Below are 16,461 nucleotides of genomic sequence, written 5' to 3' on the forward strand. Positions count from 1 at the left end.
TCTAAGCGGTGTAATATGGCATAATGCGCCGCTATTTATACCTGCCATACTCTAATGACCATGCATGGAATGTATTTTGCTGCTCAAATCACTATTTTGGGTTGTTTTGCACGCTGTAGTCATGGAACCCAAATCATCGCAGGCTATTTTACACCGTTTAATTTAAGGCATAGCAGTGTTAACAACGAACAATATCACTATGCAGTTTGGCAGTAAGCCACTGTTTGAAAACATTTCAGTTAAATTTGGCACAGGCAACCGTTATGGTTTGATCGGCGCAAATGGCGCAGGTAAATCCACATTTATGAAGATCTTAGGGGGAGACTTAACCCCAACAGCGGGTAATGTGAGCACGACTGATCCAAATGAGCGTATTGGTAAACTTCGCCAAGATCAGTTCGCATTTGAAGAATTTACCGTGCTTGATACCGTGATTATGGGGCATAGCGAACTGTGGGATGTAAAACAAGAGCGCGATAGGATCTACGCCTCACCTGAAATGAGCGAAGAAGACGGCTACCGAGTCGCTGACTTAGAGGTCGCTTATGGTGAAATGGACGGCTATAGCGCAGAAGCACGTGCAGGTGAATTATTACTGGGTGTAGGTATCCCTGTTGAACAGCATTATGGGCCGATGAGTGAAGTCGCACCTGGCTGGAAACTGCGTGTGCTACTGGCACAGGCCCTATTTTCTGATCCAGATATTTTATTACTCGATGAGCCGACGAACAACTTGGATATCGATACGATTCGTTGGTTAGAGCAAGTGCTGAATGATCGTAACTGTACCATGATCATTATTTCCCATGATAGGCACTTTTTAAATACCGTATGTACGCACATGGCTGACCTAGATTATGGTGAATTACGTTTATTCACGGGTAACTATGATGAATATATGATCGCGGCAACCCAAGCTCGTGAACGTCTATTGTCGGATAACGCAAAGAAAAAAGCGCAAATTGCTGAGCTGCAATCTTTCGTTAGTCGTTTTAGTGCGAATGCTTCTAAGTCGAAACAAGCGACTTCCCGTGCACGTCAAATTGATAAAATTCAATTGGATGAGGTGAAAGCGTCTAGCCGTCAAAACCCATTCATTCGTTTTGAACAAGAGAAAAAATTGTTCCGCAATGCACTGGAATTAGAAGCGGTAACGAACGGTTATGACCAAGGGCCATTATTTAAAAACGTCAATTTATTACTGGAAGTTGGCGAAAAAATGGCGGTTATTGGTGCTAACGGTATCGGTAAAACGACATTCTTAAAAACGCTGGTGGGTGAACAACCTGCAACGAGCGGAATGGTTAAATGGTCAGAAAACAGTAGCATTGGTTACTATGCTCAAGACCACGCAGAAGATTTTGAAACAGATTTAACCGTGTTTGACTGGATGAGTCAGTGGAAAAGTGAAGGAGATGACGAGCAAGCGGTGCGCAGTATTTTAGGCCGTTTACTGTTTTCTCAAGATGACATTAAAAAGAAAGTTAAAGTGTTATCCGGTGGTGAACAAGGGCGCATGTTATTTGGTAAGTTAATGATGCAACAACCAAATATTTTGATTATGGATGAACCAACCAACCACTTGGATATGGAATCTATCGAATCATTAAACTTAGCTCTCGAATTATACAAAGGAACGTTAATTTTCGTTTCCCATGACCGTGAGTTTGTCAGCTCGTTAGCGAGCCGTATTTTGGAGATTAAAGAAGATAAAGTCATTGATTTCAAAGGTACTTATGATGAATACCTGACAAGCCAAGGTGTCGTTCTTTAAATCTGGTTTTTGGATGAAAAACAAAAAGCCCTCAATTCTGAGGGCTTTTTAATGGGCGAAGTAAACTTAGTTTTTCTTCACAAATTCAGATTTCAATTTCATTTGGCCGAAGCCATCAATTTTACAGTCGATATTGTGGTCGCCTTCGACCAAACGGATACCTTTAACGCGGGTACCAATTTTTAGCATAGAAGAGCTGCCTTTGACTTTAAGATCTTTAATAACCGTGATGGTATCACCATCAGCTAACAGGTTGCCATTGGCATCTTTTACAATCAATTCATCAATATCAGCTACAGGCTCGGCATCATTCCATTCATGCGCGCACTCAGGGCAGATATACATATCGTTATCAGTATAGGTGTATTCAGACTGGCATTTCGGGCAAGGAGGGAATTGCATATTCATACTCTCAGTAACTTTATCAAAAGAATAAACAGTGGTGATATTTAAACCATCAAGCACCACAAAAGAGAGATAGTATAAGGTGAAAGGACAATTAAATTATTTTTTCGGATTATTCCTAGTTTTGGTGTGATGAAAATGGGAAAAAGGCGAGAAAAGCCTCGCCTGAGTGATGAGAAAAAACAACTTGCCCGAAAATTTAGTCGTTAGCCTTTAGAACAGACTTCACAATGGGGATCTTTGCTAAGTTTAAATTGGCGAAAATCCATAGTCATTGCATCAAATAACAATACTTTTCCTGAATTAACTTTCCCATAATTAGCTAATAATTTAATTGTTTCCATTGCTTCTAGCGTACCAATGGTACCAACTAAAGGGGACATAACTCCGGCTTCAACACAAGTTAAGTTATTTTCACCAAATAAACGGCTTAAACAGTGATAACAAGGGGTGCTTTCTTCATAAGTGAAAACAGACAATTGCCCTTCCATGCGGATGGCAGCACCTGAAACCAGTGGTTTTTTCTGTGGTAAACACAGGCGATTAAGCTGTTCACGAATGGCAACGTTATCGGTGCAGTCTAAGACCACATCATGGTGCATGATTAATTCATCAAGTTGAGCATCATCTAGTTGTGCATTGACGGTGTCAATTTGGATATGTGGGTTAATGGCAGCAAGTTGCACTTTAGCTGAATCAACTTTGGGTGTACCAATGGTGGCGTCACGGTGCAAAATTTGCCGTTGCAAGTTAGATAACGACACAGTATCGAAATCCACCAATGTCAGATGACCGACACCGGCAGCAGCAAGGTATTGTGTTGCAGCGCAGCCTAAACCGCCAAGGCCAATAACTAGCACTTTGCCAGCCTTAAGTTTTTCCTGCCCATCGAAATCAAACCCACGGAGGATAATTTGGCGGTTATACCGCAACATTTCCAGATCGCTAAGCTCTTGCACAGTTATTATTCACTTTTTAATAAATAGTTAAACATTTCGACTTCAACCATTTCACCTGCTTCAACACGCCCACGCTCTCGTTCAAGGACAATAAAGCAGTTAGCTAAACTAAATGAACTAAACACGTGTGAGCCTTGGTGACCCGTTGTGGCGACTTGTAACTGTCCTTGCTCATTGGTGCTTAGAATTCCTCGTTGAAAATCTAAACGGCCCGGGCTTTTCTTCAATGTGGTGGTAACTGGAACTTTAAAGCGTAGCGGGGCACGCCATTGGCTGTGCCCTGAAAGACGAGCAATCAGCGGTTGAACCAATTGGTAGAAGGTGAGTGCTGCGGAAACGGGGTTCCCCGGTAGCCCACAAAACCAAGCGTCACTCAGCTTGCCAAATGCAAAGGGTTTTCCTGGTTTTATAGCTAGCTTCCAAAAACCAATCGTGCCTAATTCATCCAAAATTTGTTTGGTATAGTCGGCTTCACCCACGGAAACTCCACCACTACTGATCACTAAATCCGCGTGTTGGTTAGCTTCGATAAAGGTTTGTTTGAGTTTTTCTGGCGAGTCCGGTATCACACCTAAATCGAGCACTTCGCAGTTAAGTTTTTCAAGCATCAGACGGACGGTAAAGCGGTTAGTATCATAAATTTGCCCATCTGCTAAAGGAAGGCCGACCGCTTGTAGTTCATCACCCGTTGAAAAAACGGCAACTTTAAGGCGACGATATACGGCGACATCTGCAATACCCAGTGAAGCAATTAAAGGTAGCTGAGCAGTGGTAAGTAAGGTTCCTGCAGGGAACACCGCACTGCCTTGGGCAATATCTTCCCCAGCTTTACGAATATTACTGCCTTGTTTGATGGGGTGGGTGAATATAATCCCTTGTTCGGTTTGTTCTGTAGACTCTTGCATGACAACAGTGTCCACACCTTGTGGAATTGGAGCACCCGTCATAATACGCACGCAGCAACCCGCTTTGAGCTCACCTTCCATCGGGTTGCCAGCAAATGATTTACCTGCCACAGGCATTGGCGTTTTACCATCCCAATCGGCAAAACGTAAGCCATAACCATCCATCGCAGAATTATCAAATGGCGGAACATTGATAGGGGAAATTAGGTCTGTTGCAATGATGCGCTGTGCAGAGGAGGTCAGTGGAATGATTTCTGTATCTGTGACGGTTTTCGTTTGAGATAGTAATTTTTCCAATGCAACATTTAGAGAAATCAAATCGTTAGTATGACACTGATCCATAAATAATGACCCTCATTATTGTTATCTGCCTTGAGGCTTTAAAATGTGTTCGTAATGCATATTATGGCAGAAATCCATTAGTGGGTGAATGAATAGAAATTGATTACAGATAGCTTTTGGTCAGATTTAACCAGTAAGGTGGCATTATCACAAACAAAATTATGCACAGAATGGTTAATGCTTAGGTTATGTATTGTGTTACTTATTGGCGGGTTATTGGTTTTTCACCATTCAAGGTTAAAGGATTGAGAGAAAGTGTGATAAAAATCACGTTATATAAGGTGTTAAATCGTTTAAAGAAAGTAATCATTGGGTGAATGAATTACAGGGTTAAATGCAATTATTTCACGGCAATGATCTATGTTGTGCTGGATTATCTGTACCTGCTGTTTTAGAGTACCGCACACCTGCATTTTATAAAAATAGTAATACCATTTGTGGAGGCTCACATGTCATCTCTGAGTAAAGAGGCCGAATTAGTTCATGCCGCGCTGGAGGCTAGAGGCTTAGAAACGCCTTTACGTATCCAGCCAAAGTCTGGCGACGAACGTAAGAAACTGATTGAAGGGCACATGACAGAGATCATGACGCTGCTGAATTTGGATTTAACCGATGACAGTTTAGCTGATACCCCTCGTCGTATCGCAAAAATGTATGTTGATGAAATTTTTTCAGGGCTTGATTACGCAAACTTTCCAAAAATCACTTTGATTGAAAATAAAATGAAAGTGGATGAAATGGTCACGGTGCGTGATATCACGCTAACAAGTACCTGTGAACACCATTTTGTTACGATCGATGGAAAGGCTACGGTTGCCTATATTCCAAAAGACAAAGTGATTGGTTTATCGAAAATTAATCGCATTGTGCAATTTTTCTCACAACGCCCACAAGTGCAAGAGCGCTTAACTCAGCAAATTTTGGTTGCTTTGCAAACATTATTGGGAACAACAAATGTGGCAGTTTGCATAGATGCGGTGCATTATTGCGTGAAAGCTCGTGGTATTCGTGACGCGACAAGTGCAACAACAACAACGTCACTTGGTGGGTTATTTAAATCAAGCCAAAATACACGGCAAGAATTTTTACGTGCAGTTCGTCACTTATAATTTATGACAACAACGACACCGTCAAGCCGCATTGACCAACTTGACGCTGTTCGTGGTATAGCAATTTTAGGTATTCTGCTAATGAATATCTTTGCATTTGCTTTACCACAAGCAGCGTATTTAAACCCTTACTATACCAATACAACATCCGATTCAGAGGCTTACCTCTGGGGTGTTTTCAATGTCCTTTTTCAAGGTAAAGTTCTCGCGATTTTTTCAATCCTATTTGGGGCAACGCTTGCTTTATTACACTCTCGCTCTCTTCGTTGGAACCAGTGCCGTTTATCTGTTTTAGCCCTATTCGGGGTGATCCATGGGGTTGGTTTTTGGGATGGTGATATTCTGTTGGCTTATGCATTAACCGGCTTGTTAGTGACCTATTTGCTTAATCAATATGATGATAGTTTATTATTGAAAATAGCACTATCAATCTATTTGGTTGGGTTAGTTATTTTGCTCGTGTTGGGAAGTAGTATAGATCCCTCCGGTTTTTGGCAAACCACGGATGAGCAACTGGCATTTGAATATGTGATGCATACCTCGGGGGGAATGGATGGTGTGCTTTATCGGGCGTCAGAGATGCTCAAAATGGTTGAAATGTTGGTTATCCAATATGGCTGGCAATTAGCGGCATTGATGATTATTGGCGCACTGTTAATGAAAAATGGCTGGTTACAAGGGCAATTTAGCGCTCAACACTACCGTCAAATAGCCTACATATTTATCTTGCCATCGATATTGGTCCAAATAGTTTCGCTATACATGCAAAGCCAATTTAATTGGAGTTATTTTTCAACATCAATCATTGGTTACATTATTAATGAGCTAGTTATTCCATTCCAATCTTTAGGATATATCGCTTTGGTGTATGGTTTTTGGGAAAAAATCGCAAATAACAAGGTAATCCATGGGCTGCAATATGTGGGGCGGATGGCGCTGAGTAATTATATTTTGCAAACGCTAATTTGTACCACACTGTTTTACCAATTAGGCTATTTTGGTCAATTCACGCGGGTTGAATTAATTGTCTTGATTCCCATTATTTGGGGAATAAATGTATTATTTTCTTATTATTGGCTGATGTTTTTCAGACAAGGCCCACTTGAATGGTGTTGGCGCAAATTAACAGCAAAGTTAATAGGTAGATGAGTATTTATCTACCTATATATCTACTTCAATTTATTGACTTCATCCGGTGAAACCGCCGGATAGCCTTTAATTCCGGCTGGCATTTTAATCGGGGCTGGGATCGATTCTTGTTCACCTAAAAATTTAGGCTCCCGTTTTAAGATATATAAATCTGCCAGAGCGCCTAGCCGCGCAAACACTTCACGCACTCTCACTCTATACATCCCAGAAGGTGTCGGAACCGCTAAACATTGCGCATCAATACCTTTATGTTTGGCGATAAAGACCGCACGTTCACAATGAAAACGCTGGGTAATAATCGTAAAATTATCGGTATCAAACACTTTTTTAGTGCGTACTACGGAGTCTAATGTCCTAAAACCAGCAAAATCGAGCACAATTTTGGAGGCTGGAACCCCTTCTTTAATTAAATCTTTGCGCATGTTGATTGGCTCATTGTAATTATGAGCGCCATTATCACCACTGAGGAGCAAATATTTCACTTTTCCACTGTGGTATGCTTCCGCTGCGCCTTTAATGCGATAGGTATAATAGAGGTTATTAACACCAGAGGCATAATATTTGGATGTGCCGAGTACCATCCCGACATCGCGCGCAGGCAATTTTTCTACATCTTCATAGATATAGGGGGCGGTATCCCAGCTTATCCAGCGATCAAGCAACATTATGGTCGTAAATGCGATCCCTGCAAGAATAATAAGACCAAAAAACAGACGTTTCCTCATGTCCTAGCCTTGATAATAAAGAGTCATAATCCGAAATTGTCAGCCTCAGTAGGCCTGTGTCTCTAGGCTACTTGACTTAAATTAGTGACGCAAGTCGCGTAACGTAAAGTCATGTCAATGTCTGCACACTAATCGAAGTTGACTAATATTAAGCCTAATAATTGAATCAAAATTAATCAGACATTGGATGAAAAAGGTAAATCACGTTCTCATCAAAGAGTGATTCGCTTCACATCATGGTAGTTTTTATGGAATGAAGCTATATATTATGAAATTTTAATTCTATATTTTTAATTTGAAGTGAAATATTGTTTCTTTGGCGGGTTTCTGTGAATAGCAGATCTTTAATTAGATAGGTGAGGAAAGTATGAAACTAACGACATTATTAGCCGCGAGTGCTGTGTTTGTTACCGCGAGTGTGGCAGCGAAAGAGTACCAAATCAATCATACCGATCAGTTAAAATCACTCAATGATGCGACTAAAAGTACGGAAGTCTGGGAAAAAGCAGAAATATTAACCGATTTTACGTACCCATGGGAAAAGGAAGCGGCTCCCAAAACAGATTTTCGCGCTTTGTGGAGTGATGACACATTATATTTCCGTTTTATTGCAGATGATAAAGATATTCAGTTAGGTGATAACCCAGATAAAGACCAAGCGGTGTTAGATTCTGACCGAGTCGAACTCTTTTTTGCGACTAGCCCTGAACTAAAACCTTATTACACGGCTGAAATGGACCCGAAAGGACGTACTTTCGATGCAAAAGCTAATTATTACCGTGAAGTTGACCCAAGTTGGAACTGGGAGACATTACAAACCGTGGGTGAAATAACGCCAAATGGTTATGTATTAACGGGAAAAATTGATTTAGATGAATTTACTAAACTCGATTTATGGCAAGACGCAGACAAGCAGACACTAATGTGTGCCATTTTACGCGGAGAGTTCAGCGCGGGTGAACCTAAGCAAGTGCGTAAATGGATTAGCTGGATCAAACCTGATTCTGTTAAACCTGATTTTCACATCCCATCTGCCTTCGGAACCTGTAAGTTCGTAAAATAGAGCTATCGCCGGTGGCTTTCGTCACCGGTATTTTTTCAATACAGACCTATTATTGTGAGAAAGATCATAACCCGCAATTAAGTTGTACAAAATTGCAGTGATTTAAATTGAAATAAAAATTCATTTAATGTATTTTTTAATGAAATTAAATTTCATGAGGGCGTTTTAATGTCTCTAGCCGAAAATACTCTGAGTGACTGCCTACACAATGAATTCAATCAGGAAACACAACAGTTTTCACGGTTGGATACACTCTCGATGGTGAAGGTTATTAACCAAGCAGATAGTACCGTTGCAGGGGCTATTCAGGCCGTTCTACCCGCGATTGCCCAAGTGGTTGACGCGATTGCCGGATGCTTAAAACAAGGTGGGCGCTTGTTTTACATTGGGGCGGGAACCAGTGGCAGGCTAGCCGTGTTAGACAGTGCAGAATGCCCACCCACATTTGGCACTTCACCTGAAATGGTGCAGTCGATTATTGCAGGTGGCCAAAATGCCATGCTAAAAGCGGTTGAAAATATTGAGGATTCAGTAGAGTCAGCGATTGAAGAGCTAAAAAAACGCCAACTCTGTGCCAAAGATGTCGTGGTGGGTATTGCAGCCAGCGGACGCACACCATTTACCTTAGCGGGCATTGAATATGCTAATGAAATCGGTGCGTTAACGGTGGCAATTACTACGCGAGGCCGAGGGCTAGTCAGCGAAGTAGCAAAATTGGCGATTGCCCCTGATGTTGGCCCTGAAGTGTTATCAGGTTCGACTCGCATGAAAAGCGGTACTGCGCAAAAAATGATTTTAGGCATGCTAAGTACTTGTGTGATGGGGAGATTAGGCCGTATTCATACTAATTTAATGGTTGATGTTGTTGCGAGTAATATCAAATTACTGCGCCGCGCAGAACGAATTGTAAGTGAGGTCTGCGGTATTGATGAACACACCGCAGCAGGGCTATTGGCACAAGTGGATTATCATCCACGACGCGCAATTTTAATGCATGAGTTACAAATCAACGCACAGCAAGCGACGGACATCGTTCAACAGCATCCAAATACCACATTGGACAGCATGTTAGATACACACCGTTAATAAATGGGGATAGCGTGATGGAAAGCTAGCATATAGCTTAGCCAACACCGGGGGAATAATATGGCTAATAAGATAGAACATCTGGAAGTACTCGCCAGAGAAATAGAAAAATATGCGGGCGGCTTTGAGAACGTGGCAACATTAACTCATTGTATGACGCGTATCCGTTTAGTTTTAAAAGATAATAGCAAATTCGATGCTGAGGCCTTGAAGCAAATTGAAGGCGTAAAAGGCGTGATTTTCAATGGTGAACAGCAACAAGTGATTGTTGGGATGGGAACCGCAGCAAAAGTCTTTTCAGTGATGAACAAACGTATGCAAGGTAGTTCGTCCTCAACAACAGAAACGGCTAAGCCTACAGAAAAAAAAGCGTTCTCGATCCGTCGTACTTTAAATACGTTAGCCGCTATATTTGTCCCTACCATTCCAGCTCTGATTGGTTGCGGTCTTATTATGGGGCTAATCAATATCGTCCGCTTGGTTGCTCCGGGGGTTGTCGACCAATTCCCTGAGTTATTTAAGTTATTAAAATTGATTGGTAGCGCAGTATTTGTTTATCTTTCAATTATGATTGGGGTGAATACCGCGAAAGAGCTTGGTGCTTCCACCTCAATTGGTGCGGTCATGGCTGGGCTACTTTCGATGCCAGGTTTAGCGGATATCACCTTATTTGGCTCGAAATTAGTCCCAGGTAGTGGGGGGATTTTTGCGGTACTGATGGTGGTCGTTTTCTCTTCTAAATTTGAAGTGTGGTTTAGAAGTATCATTAAAGAAAGCTTAGATCTTATCGTGACGCCATTTGTGACCATTTTAGTCTCTGCGATGGTCGCAATTGTGGTGTTCCAACCCGCAGGACATTACTTAAACCAGATTTTGGCTCAAGGGGTTTCTGTCGCTTTATTAAATAGTGGCGGTGGCGCCGTGGCGACTGGCGGTATCTTAGGCGGCAGTTTCTTATTCTTATTACTAACGGGTTTACACCAAGGTTTGATCCCAATTCATGCTGAAATTTTGCAAACTTTTGGCCTGAATTACTTGTTCCCAATTTTAGCGATGGGCGGAATGGGGCAAGTGGGCTCGTGTTTCTGGGTTTATTTAAAAACCAAAAACCAACGTTTGAAAAAAACCTTAGTCGGTGCGTTGCCTGTGGGTATTTTTGGTGTCGGTGAACCGTTATTATTCGGTGTGTCATTGCCATTAGGTAAACCATTCATTGCGGGTTGTATTGGTGGCGCGGCTGGCGGGGCATTAATGGCATTCTTCCATGTCGGGATCATCATTCCTTTTGGAACAGCAGGGTTATCATTAATTCCATTAGTGGGTGATGGCCAAATCCTGGATTTCTTAATTGCTGTTGCAGGTGCATGGATTGTCGGGTTCATTGCCAGTATGATAATAGGCTTCACTGATCCAGAAAAATAATTAGAAGGAAAAGCCATGTCGACACTGACGGTAAAACTGGAAAGCATGCAGACACGCGGTAAAGGCACAGAACAACGTATTGCCACATTTTTGTTGGATAATCGCGAAAGCCTTATTGCGATGAATGCAGCGGAATTGGCACAAGCGGCTGGGGTCAGTAGTGCATCTGTTATCCGCTTTTCACGCCAAATGGGGTACCGTGGCTATCCTGAATTTAAAGTCGATTATTTGTCGGATGAGAAGCAACACAAAGCGGAAAGTTTATACGGTAATCTGAGTCGTCACGATGATACTTCTCAGATTATCGCCAAAACAGGGCAAATGTTTATTTCGGCTATTGAAAAATCACTGGATTTACTTGAGCCATCTGTCGTAGATACCATCGCGCAAAAAATGTTTCAGGCCAAACGTATCGTGCTGTTTGGTGTCGGGTCTTCAGCCATTGTTGCCAGTGATATTTTCCATAAATTAGTTCGCATTAATAAACACGCACTGTTTAGTTATGATTTGCATGTTCAGCTAAGTTATTCGGCAAATTTGGGGCCAGAAGACCTTGCAATTGCGGTAACAGCGCGTGGAAATACTCAAGAAATCAATAGCATGCTTCGAGCTGCAAAAGAAACAGGTTGCCCGACAGTCGCACTGACGCGGTTTGGTCAAGATGAAGCGATAAAGTTAGCGGACTTCGCCTTGCCTTATTTTTATGATGAGCAACATTCCCAATTAGGCATCATCACCCCCCAAGTGTTACAGATGATTACTTTCGATACATTATTTTTTAAATACCTCACGTTAGCAGATAGTGATGCAAATGAAGCATTACAAAAAGGGCGACGCGCACTGATACAAGGCAAGAGTTAATGATTGTAACGGAGTTAGCGATAGGTGCACTTATTGGGCTGATTATTAGCACAACGGGTGTCGGTGGTGGTGTGATTGTATTACCGATACTGACCTATTTTTTTGGGCTGAATGCATTAGCAGCCGTAGCCACGGCCAATTTCCTTTCGATGCTAATGAAGGTTTCTTCTTCTTATATGCATTTTCGCTTAGGCAATATCCCCTTTAAAGGAGCGCTCATTGTATTAGCGATTATGTTGCCGAGCACCTTTCTTTCTAGTTTGCTTGTGACATGGCTTGGGGGATTACCGGGGTATGAAAAACAAGTCGAGTGGGGTATTAACCTGTTAGTGGCTGCTGCCATTATCTTTTCGCTCTATTTATTTGTTCAGCGAATGTTTTTTGTTTCGATCATCAAACAAGAAGCGGCAAAAGGAGATCAGCTAAAATCCATGGCTGTGCCAGCTGTTCTAGCGGGTGTTGTACTTGGTGCAACTGGAGTTGGTGGTGGGGTGGTTGTTCTCCCAATGTTGTTGCGCTATATGCAACTGAATATTAAGCAAGCAATTGGCACATCGATTTTTGTAACAACTGTGTTGTCTGGCTCTTCTGCTTTGGCCTATGCGCAAGACGGTTATACCGATTTAAAATTGGCGCTGATACTGTGTGCGGGGGCATTGATTGTGATGCCACTGGCTAAATATTTACTGATCCGTTTATCCGAGCGCACTTTCCAATACATTACATTGTTATTAATTACCTGTAGCGCAGTTATGATGACAATGAATTTATTCACTTTCTAGATTTATGTCCTACTATTGGCGGTATCAATAATAGGACTGCTCTCTTACCAAAAAACAGTATTTTTTATCGCTGATTAAGTTCTTTTGCCATTTCTTGGTAAATAAACTGGCGCTCATAGTTTAGGTCTTCGTCTTGTAAGGAAGAAAACTGGCTGAGTGTCATGGCCAGTAAGGTGGCAGCTATAAGTACAATTAAGCCACTAGAAAGCAGTTTTGCCCGAAATGTTGCTTGTGGCGCAAGCACAAAAGCACCGCTAATAACCGCACCAAGTACAGCACCACCAATATGAGCAGCGTTATCAATACCTGACTGCAAACCATTGATGAGAGTTAGCGCAATCATCCCAATAATATTATATAGCGGGCGTTTTAATTGGTTGCGTTCTTCAAGAGAGAGACTCGGGTTATTAATTCTTTTCAATAAATCAATTACAGAAGCGGCAGCTAATCCCATTATAGCGCCAGATGCGCCAATACCCACGGTAATATACACTGTGTTATCAGGTAAATATAAACTATTCCACGCATTCATCGATGCACGGTTCGCTACTGCATTAATGGCTTCACTGTATTGCCAATAAGCACTAAAAAATGCCGCGCCAATACCTGAAAATAGGTATATCGCGAGCATCCTAAATTTCCCATAGGTACGTTCGCATTCAATCCCAATAACAAACAAAGCCAACGTATTCAAAGCAAGGTGCATACCACCTGAGTGCAATACCATACTGACTGGATAGCGCCACCAATCCCCCGTTAATGAAAGTTGGTAAACATTGGCACCAAATAGCAATAAGTTATTTTCTTGGGAATCGAGTGGGGCGGCATAATTGAGCTGGTAAAAATAAACAACAATATTCAGCGCTGCAATAAAAAGTGTTAGAGCTATTGCCCATAGGGAAAACTTAGGTTTCTGTGGAATAGCAGCATTGAGGTCGCCAGTCATGTCAATATCCTATTAATCAGTCATGGTCGTTATCTTAAATAAGTGATTTGTTTAGCGCAATTTATCATTATCTGAGAATGCAGATATCATTCTGTCGGGGGGGAACATAAAAAAACAAAAAAGGAGCTCTAAAGAGCCCCTTTCAATCAATACCGTTATGACAAATTAAAACGAAGTACGTTTATAAGTACGGTACTCAGGCTTCCAGAAATTACGTTCAATGGCTTCATCAAGAGCGCTATCCGATGTGACGGTTGCCACACCTTGAACTTGTGCTTCTTTGGCAACTTGTTTAGCAATAATGCGAGAAACATCTTGGATATCAGATAGCAGAGGCAATAGCGCACCTTCACCATTTTTAGCAAGAGGTGAACAGCTGGCGAGAGCGCGGCTGGCGGCCATTAACATGCCATCAGTAACGCGTTTAGCACCAGAGGCGATCACACCAAGACCGATACCCGGGAAGATATAGGAGTTGTTACATTGTGCAATTGGGAACACTTGCTCTTTGTAAGATACTGGGCTAAATGGACTTCCTGTTGCGACCAATGCTTTTCCATCAGTCCAATTGATAATATCTTCTGGGCGAGCTTCAACACGTGACGTTGGGTTCGATAATGGCATCACGATAGGGCGTTCACAGTGCTTATGCATCTCTTTAATGATTTCTTCTGTGAATAACCCAGCTTGGCCAGACACACCAATCAATATGGTTGGTTTGGCATTGCGTACGACATCTAACAGTGAAATTGAGTCACTGTTAACATCCCAGCTGGCTAAATTCTCACTGTTTTGCGTTAACTTAGCTTGGAAATCGAGTAAATTAGGCAGTTTATCGGTTAATAAACCAAAGCGGTCAACCATATAAATGCGTGAACGCGCTTCTTCGTCGCTCAAGCCTTCGGATTTCATCTGGGCGATGATTTGCTCTGCAATACCGCAACCTGCGGAACCGGCACCCAAGAAAGTCACGCGTTGGTCGCTTAGCTTACTGCCTGCTGCATGGCTGGCGGCAATTAAGCTACCTAATGCAACGGATGCAGTGCCTTGAATATCATCATTAAAACAGCAAAGCTCATCACGGTAGCGGGTTAATAAAGGCATCGCATTTTTCTGAGCGAAGTCTTCAAATTGGAGCAATACGTTTGGCCAACGGCGTTTTACTGCTTGGACAAATTCATCAAGGAATTCGTTGTATTCATCACCAGTAATACGTGGGTGGCGCCATCCCATATATAGAGGGTCATTCAGACGCTGTGGGTTGTTGGTTCCTACATCAATAACAATAGGCAAAGTATAAGCAGGGCTGATACCCCCACAAGCGGTATAGAGAGAGAGTTTCCCAATTGGGATACCCATACCGCCGATACCTTGGTCACCAAGGCCTAAAATACGTTCGCCATCGGTAACAACAATCACTTTCACATTTTGTTTGGTGGCGTTTTGTAGCATGTCGTCGATGTATTCACGGTTTGGATAAGAAATAAATAAACCACGTGCACGACGATAAATGTCAGAGAAATGCTCACAAGCTTCACCCACGGTTGGGGTATAGATAATTGGCATTACTTCTGTCAGGTGGGCATCTATAAGGCGATAAAATAAGGTTTCGTTGGTATCTTGAATATTTCGCAGATAAATATGTTTATCAATATCTGATTTAAAATCAATCAATTGACGGTAGGCACGTTCAACTTGTTCTTCGATGGTTTCAACTTGTTCAGGAAGTAAACCATGCAAGTTAAAATTTGCACGCTCTTCTTCGGTGAAGGCGCTTCCTTTATTCAGCAAAGGGAATTCAAGCAAAATTGGGCCAGCGTAGGGTATATAGAGAGGGCGTTTTGTTTCGTACTCATGTTCCATGAAATATCACTCTTCGGACGATTAATCAACAAAGTCAGGGTAGATCCTAAGCTAAACAGCAAATATGTACAGTAAATAATGATAAAAAAGCGTTAAAAAATTTACTGAAAAATATTGTGCATATGATAAGGAGTTTATGTGCGGAAGGGAATGAAAGCCGTCAACGGTGTACTCATTACGGTGGGTAGATCACGCTTAGCCAAGTATGAATGAATTCTTTTTATCTCAGCGGGTTTTTAAACAATGGTTTAACTTCCTTATGGATAAATTTTCTTAATGTTTTTTTCTCTATTTTTAATGAGTTAGTGAGTGAAAAAATTAGTTTACTGTAAGCGAAATTATATTTTCAAATATCATATATTGCTGCATGTTTTTAACTGTTTTAGCTTAGGGTTATTAATTTATATTTCAATCTTGGGGTAAATCATAGATGAAAATTAAAAACATATTAATAATATTCATATTATTGATTATTTCTCTTTGCAATCTGTCATATGGAAATGGCTTTTTAACAAACAAAAAAGAGAAAGTAAAATCAGATAATATTGAAAATTCTTATAATAGTAAGAAAGAAATAGGTATTTTTATTATTTTGATTAGAGAATATATGAAGCAAGTGATGGTTGAATATAATAAACCATTATCAAATAAAGATTTTAATAAATACCATTATGAACACGCATTAGCTCATCTAGAAGTGCTTTTAAAACGTTTTGAAAATGGCAGTACTACGACTCGCAGGGATATTAGTTATCAAGAGGCTGCTGAAATAAATAGAAAAGCATTTGCAGCCTGTGACATGCCCTTTGATGCTTGGTTCTTTGCAGATGTTTTTGATGTCTTAGATCATGAAACTAATCAAAAAATTTGGGATGACATGCTAAATGCATTGGCGAATGATTCCCATGAAAGTGAAAAAAAAGTATTTTTATTTCTTTGGAATAAAATGAAAAATGTATCGGATTTAGATAAGATCGAAAAAAGCAAAAGATGGCTTAATAGACTTGAGCGCGTAATTATATCATTTAAATCATGATTGGAAATTATATTTTATTATTCTAGTTTTTATA

15 protein-coding genes are annotated in these 16,461 nt (G+C 41.2%); 9 read left to right on the plus strand and 6 right to left on the minus strand.

Annotated elements, in window-relative coordinates:
* Window positions 1-175: 175 nt before the first annotated feature.
* Window positions 176-1,774: an ABC-F family ATPase gene (locus tag CYG50_RS04160; RefSeq protein WP_102138382.1), complete on the plus strand. Its 1,599-nt coding sequence runs from the start codon at window positions 176-178 to the stop codon at window positions 1,772-1,774.
* A 66-nt stretch (window positions 1,775-1,840) separates the two neighbouring features.
* On the opposite strand, the gene CYG50_RS04165 is transcribed toward CYG50_RS04160, so the two are convergent.
* The 3 genes from CYG50_RS04165 to moeA all read right to left on the minus strand — a co-directional run bounded on the left by CYG50_RS04165 (window position 1,841) and on the right by moeA (window position 4,385).
* On the minus strand, window positions 1,841-2,176 hold the full coding sequence (locus tag CYG50_RS04165; protein ID WP_004909208.1) for a zinc ribbon domain-containing protein YjdM: 336 nt from the start codon (window positions 2,174-2,176) through the stop codon (window positions 1,841-1,843).
* A gap of 209 nt (window positions 2,177-2,385) precedes the next feature.
* Complete coding sequence (gene moeB / locus CYG50_RS04170; protein ID WP_181489875.1) at window positions 2,386-3,138, minus strand: molybdopterin-synthase adenylyltransferase MoeB; 753 nt, start codon at window positions 3,136-3,138, stop codon at window positions 2,386-2,388.
* Between the two features lie 5 nt (window positions 3,139-3,143).
* Window positions 3,144-4,385 (minus strand): molybdopterin molybdotransferase MoeA, encoded by a 1,242-nt coding sequence (gene moeA, locus CYG50_RS04175; protein ID WP_102138384.1) that lies wholly within the window; start codon window positions 4,383-4,385, stop codon window positions 3,144-3,146.
* 449 nt (window positions 4,386-4,834) lie between these two features.
* Here moeA and folE point away from each other — a divergent pair, with 449 nt between their 5' ends.
* Both folE and yeiB read left to right on the plus strand, forming a co-directional pair.
* Window positions 4,835-5,494 carry a GTP cyclohydrolase I FolE gene (gene folE / locus CYG50_RS04180; RefSeq protein WP_004256561.1) on the plus strand — a complete coding sequence of 220 codons (660 nt, stop codon included), beginning with the start codon at window positions 4,835-4,837 and terminating at the stop codon, window positions 5,492-5,494.
* Between the two features lie 3 nt (window positions 5,495-5,497).
* Entirely contained in the window at window positions 5,498-6,643 is a 1,146-nt protein-coding gene (gene yeiB / locus CYG50_RS04185) for a DUF418 domain-containing protein YeiB (RefSeq protein ID WP_102138385.1), read from the plus strand.
* A 20-nt stretch (window positions 6,644-6,663) separates the two neighbouring features.
* Here yeiB and sanA read toward each other — a convergent pair whose 3' ends face one another.
* A complete protein-coding gene (gene sanA / locus CYG50_RS04190) occupies window positions 6,664-7,368 on the minus strand; it encodes an outer membrane permeability protein SanA (RefSeq protein WP_004256559.1) in 705 nt (234 codons plus the stop codon).
* A 367-nt stretch (window positions 7,369-7,735) separates the two neighbouring features.
* Here sanA and CYG50_RS04195 point away from each other — a divergent pair, with 367 nt between their 5' ends.
* From CYG50_RS04195 to CYG50_RS04215, 5 genes are all read left to right on the plus strand, one after another.
* Entirely contained in the window at window positions 7,736-8,431 is a 696-nt protein-coding gene (locus CYG50_RS04195) for a sugar-binding protein (protein ID WP_102138386.1), read from the plus strand.
* 168 nt (window positions 8,432-8,599) lie between these two features.
* Window positions 8,600-9,517 (plus strand): N-acetylmuramic acid 6-phosphate etherase, encoded by a 918-nt coding sequence (murQ, locus tag CYG50_RS04200; protein ID WP_102138387.1) that lies wholly within the window; start codon window positions 8,600-8,602, stop codon window positions 9,515-9,517.
* A gap of 60 nt (window positions 9,518-9,577) precedes the next feature.
* A complete protein-coding gene (locus tag CYG50_RS04205; RefSeq protein ID WP_102138388.1) occupies window positions 9,578-10,939 on the plus strand; it encodes a PTS transporter subunit EIIC in 1,362 nt (453 codons plus the stop codon).
* Between the two features lie 15 nt (window positions 10,940-10,954).
* Window positions 10,955-11,800 carry a MurR/RpiR family transcriptional regulator gene (locus tag CYG50_RS04210; protein WP_102138389.1) on the plus strand — a complete coding sequence of 282 codons (846 nt, stop codon included), beginning with the start codon at window positions 10,955-10,957 and terminating at the stop codon, window positions 11,798-11,800.
* Window positions 11,800-12,582 (plus strand): sulfite exporter TauE/SafE family protein, encoded by a 783-nt coding sequence (locus tag CYG50_RS04215; RefSeq protein ID WP_102138390.1) that lies wholly within the window; start codon window positions 11,800-11,802, stop codon window positions 12,580-12,582. The genes CYG50_RS04210 and CYG50_RS04215 overlap by 1 nt, the downstream gene beginning before the upstream one ends.
* 64 nt (window positions 12,583-12,646) lie before the next feature.
* Here the strand turns inward: CYG50_RS04215 and CYG50_RS04220 are convergent, their stop codons facing one another.
* Together CYG50_RS04220 and CYG50_RS04225 are read right to left on the minus strand one after the other, a co-directional pair.
* Entirely contained in the window at window positions 12,647-13,528 is an 882-nt protein-coding gene (locus CYG50_RS04220; RefSeq protein WP_102138391.1) for a rhomboid family intramembrane serine protease, read from the minus strand.
* Window positions 13,529-13,693: 165 nt separating this feature from the next.
* A complete protein-coding gene (locus tag CYG50_RS04225) occupies window positions 13,694-15,391 on the minus strand; it encodes an NAD-dependent malic enzyme (protein WP_102138392.1) in 1,698 nt (565 codons plus the stop codon).
* 430 nt (window positions 15,392-15,821) lie between these two features.
* Here CYG50_RS04225 and CYG50_RS04230 point away from each other — a divergent pair, with 430 nt between their 5' ends.
* Window positions 15,822-16,427 (plus strand): hypothetical protein, encoded by a 606-nt coding sequence (locus CYG50_RS04230; RefSeq protein ID WP_102138393.1) that lies wholly within the window; start codon window positions 15,822-15,824, stop codon window positions 16,425-16,427.
* Window positions 16,428-16,461 lie beyond the last annotated feature (34 nt).

The sequence above is a fragment of the Providencia huaxiensis genome, from assembly GCF_002843235.3.
GTDB lineage: Bacteria > Pseudomonadota > Gammaproteobacteria > Enterobacterales > Enterobacteriaceae > Providencia > Providencia huaxiensis.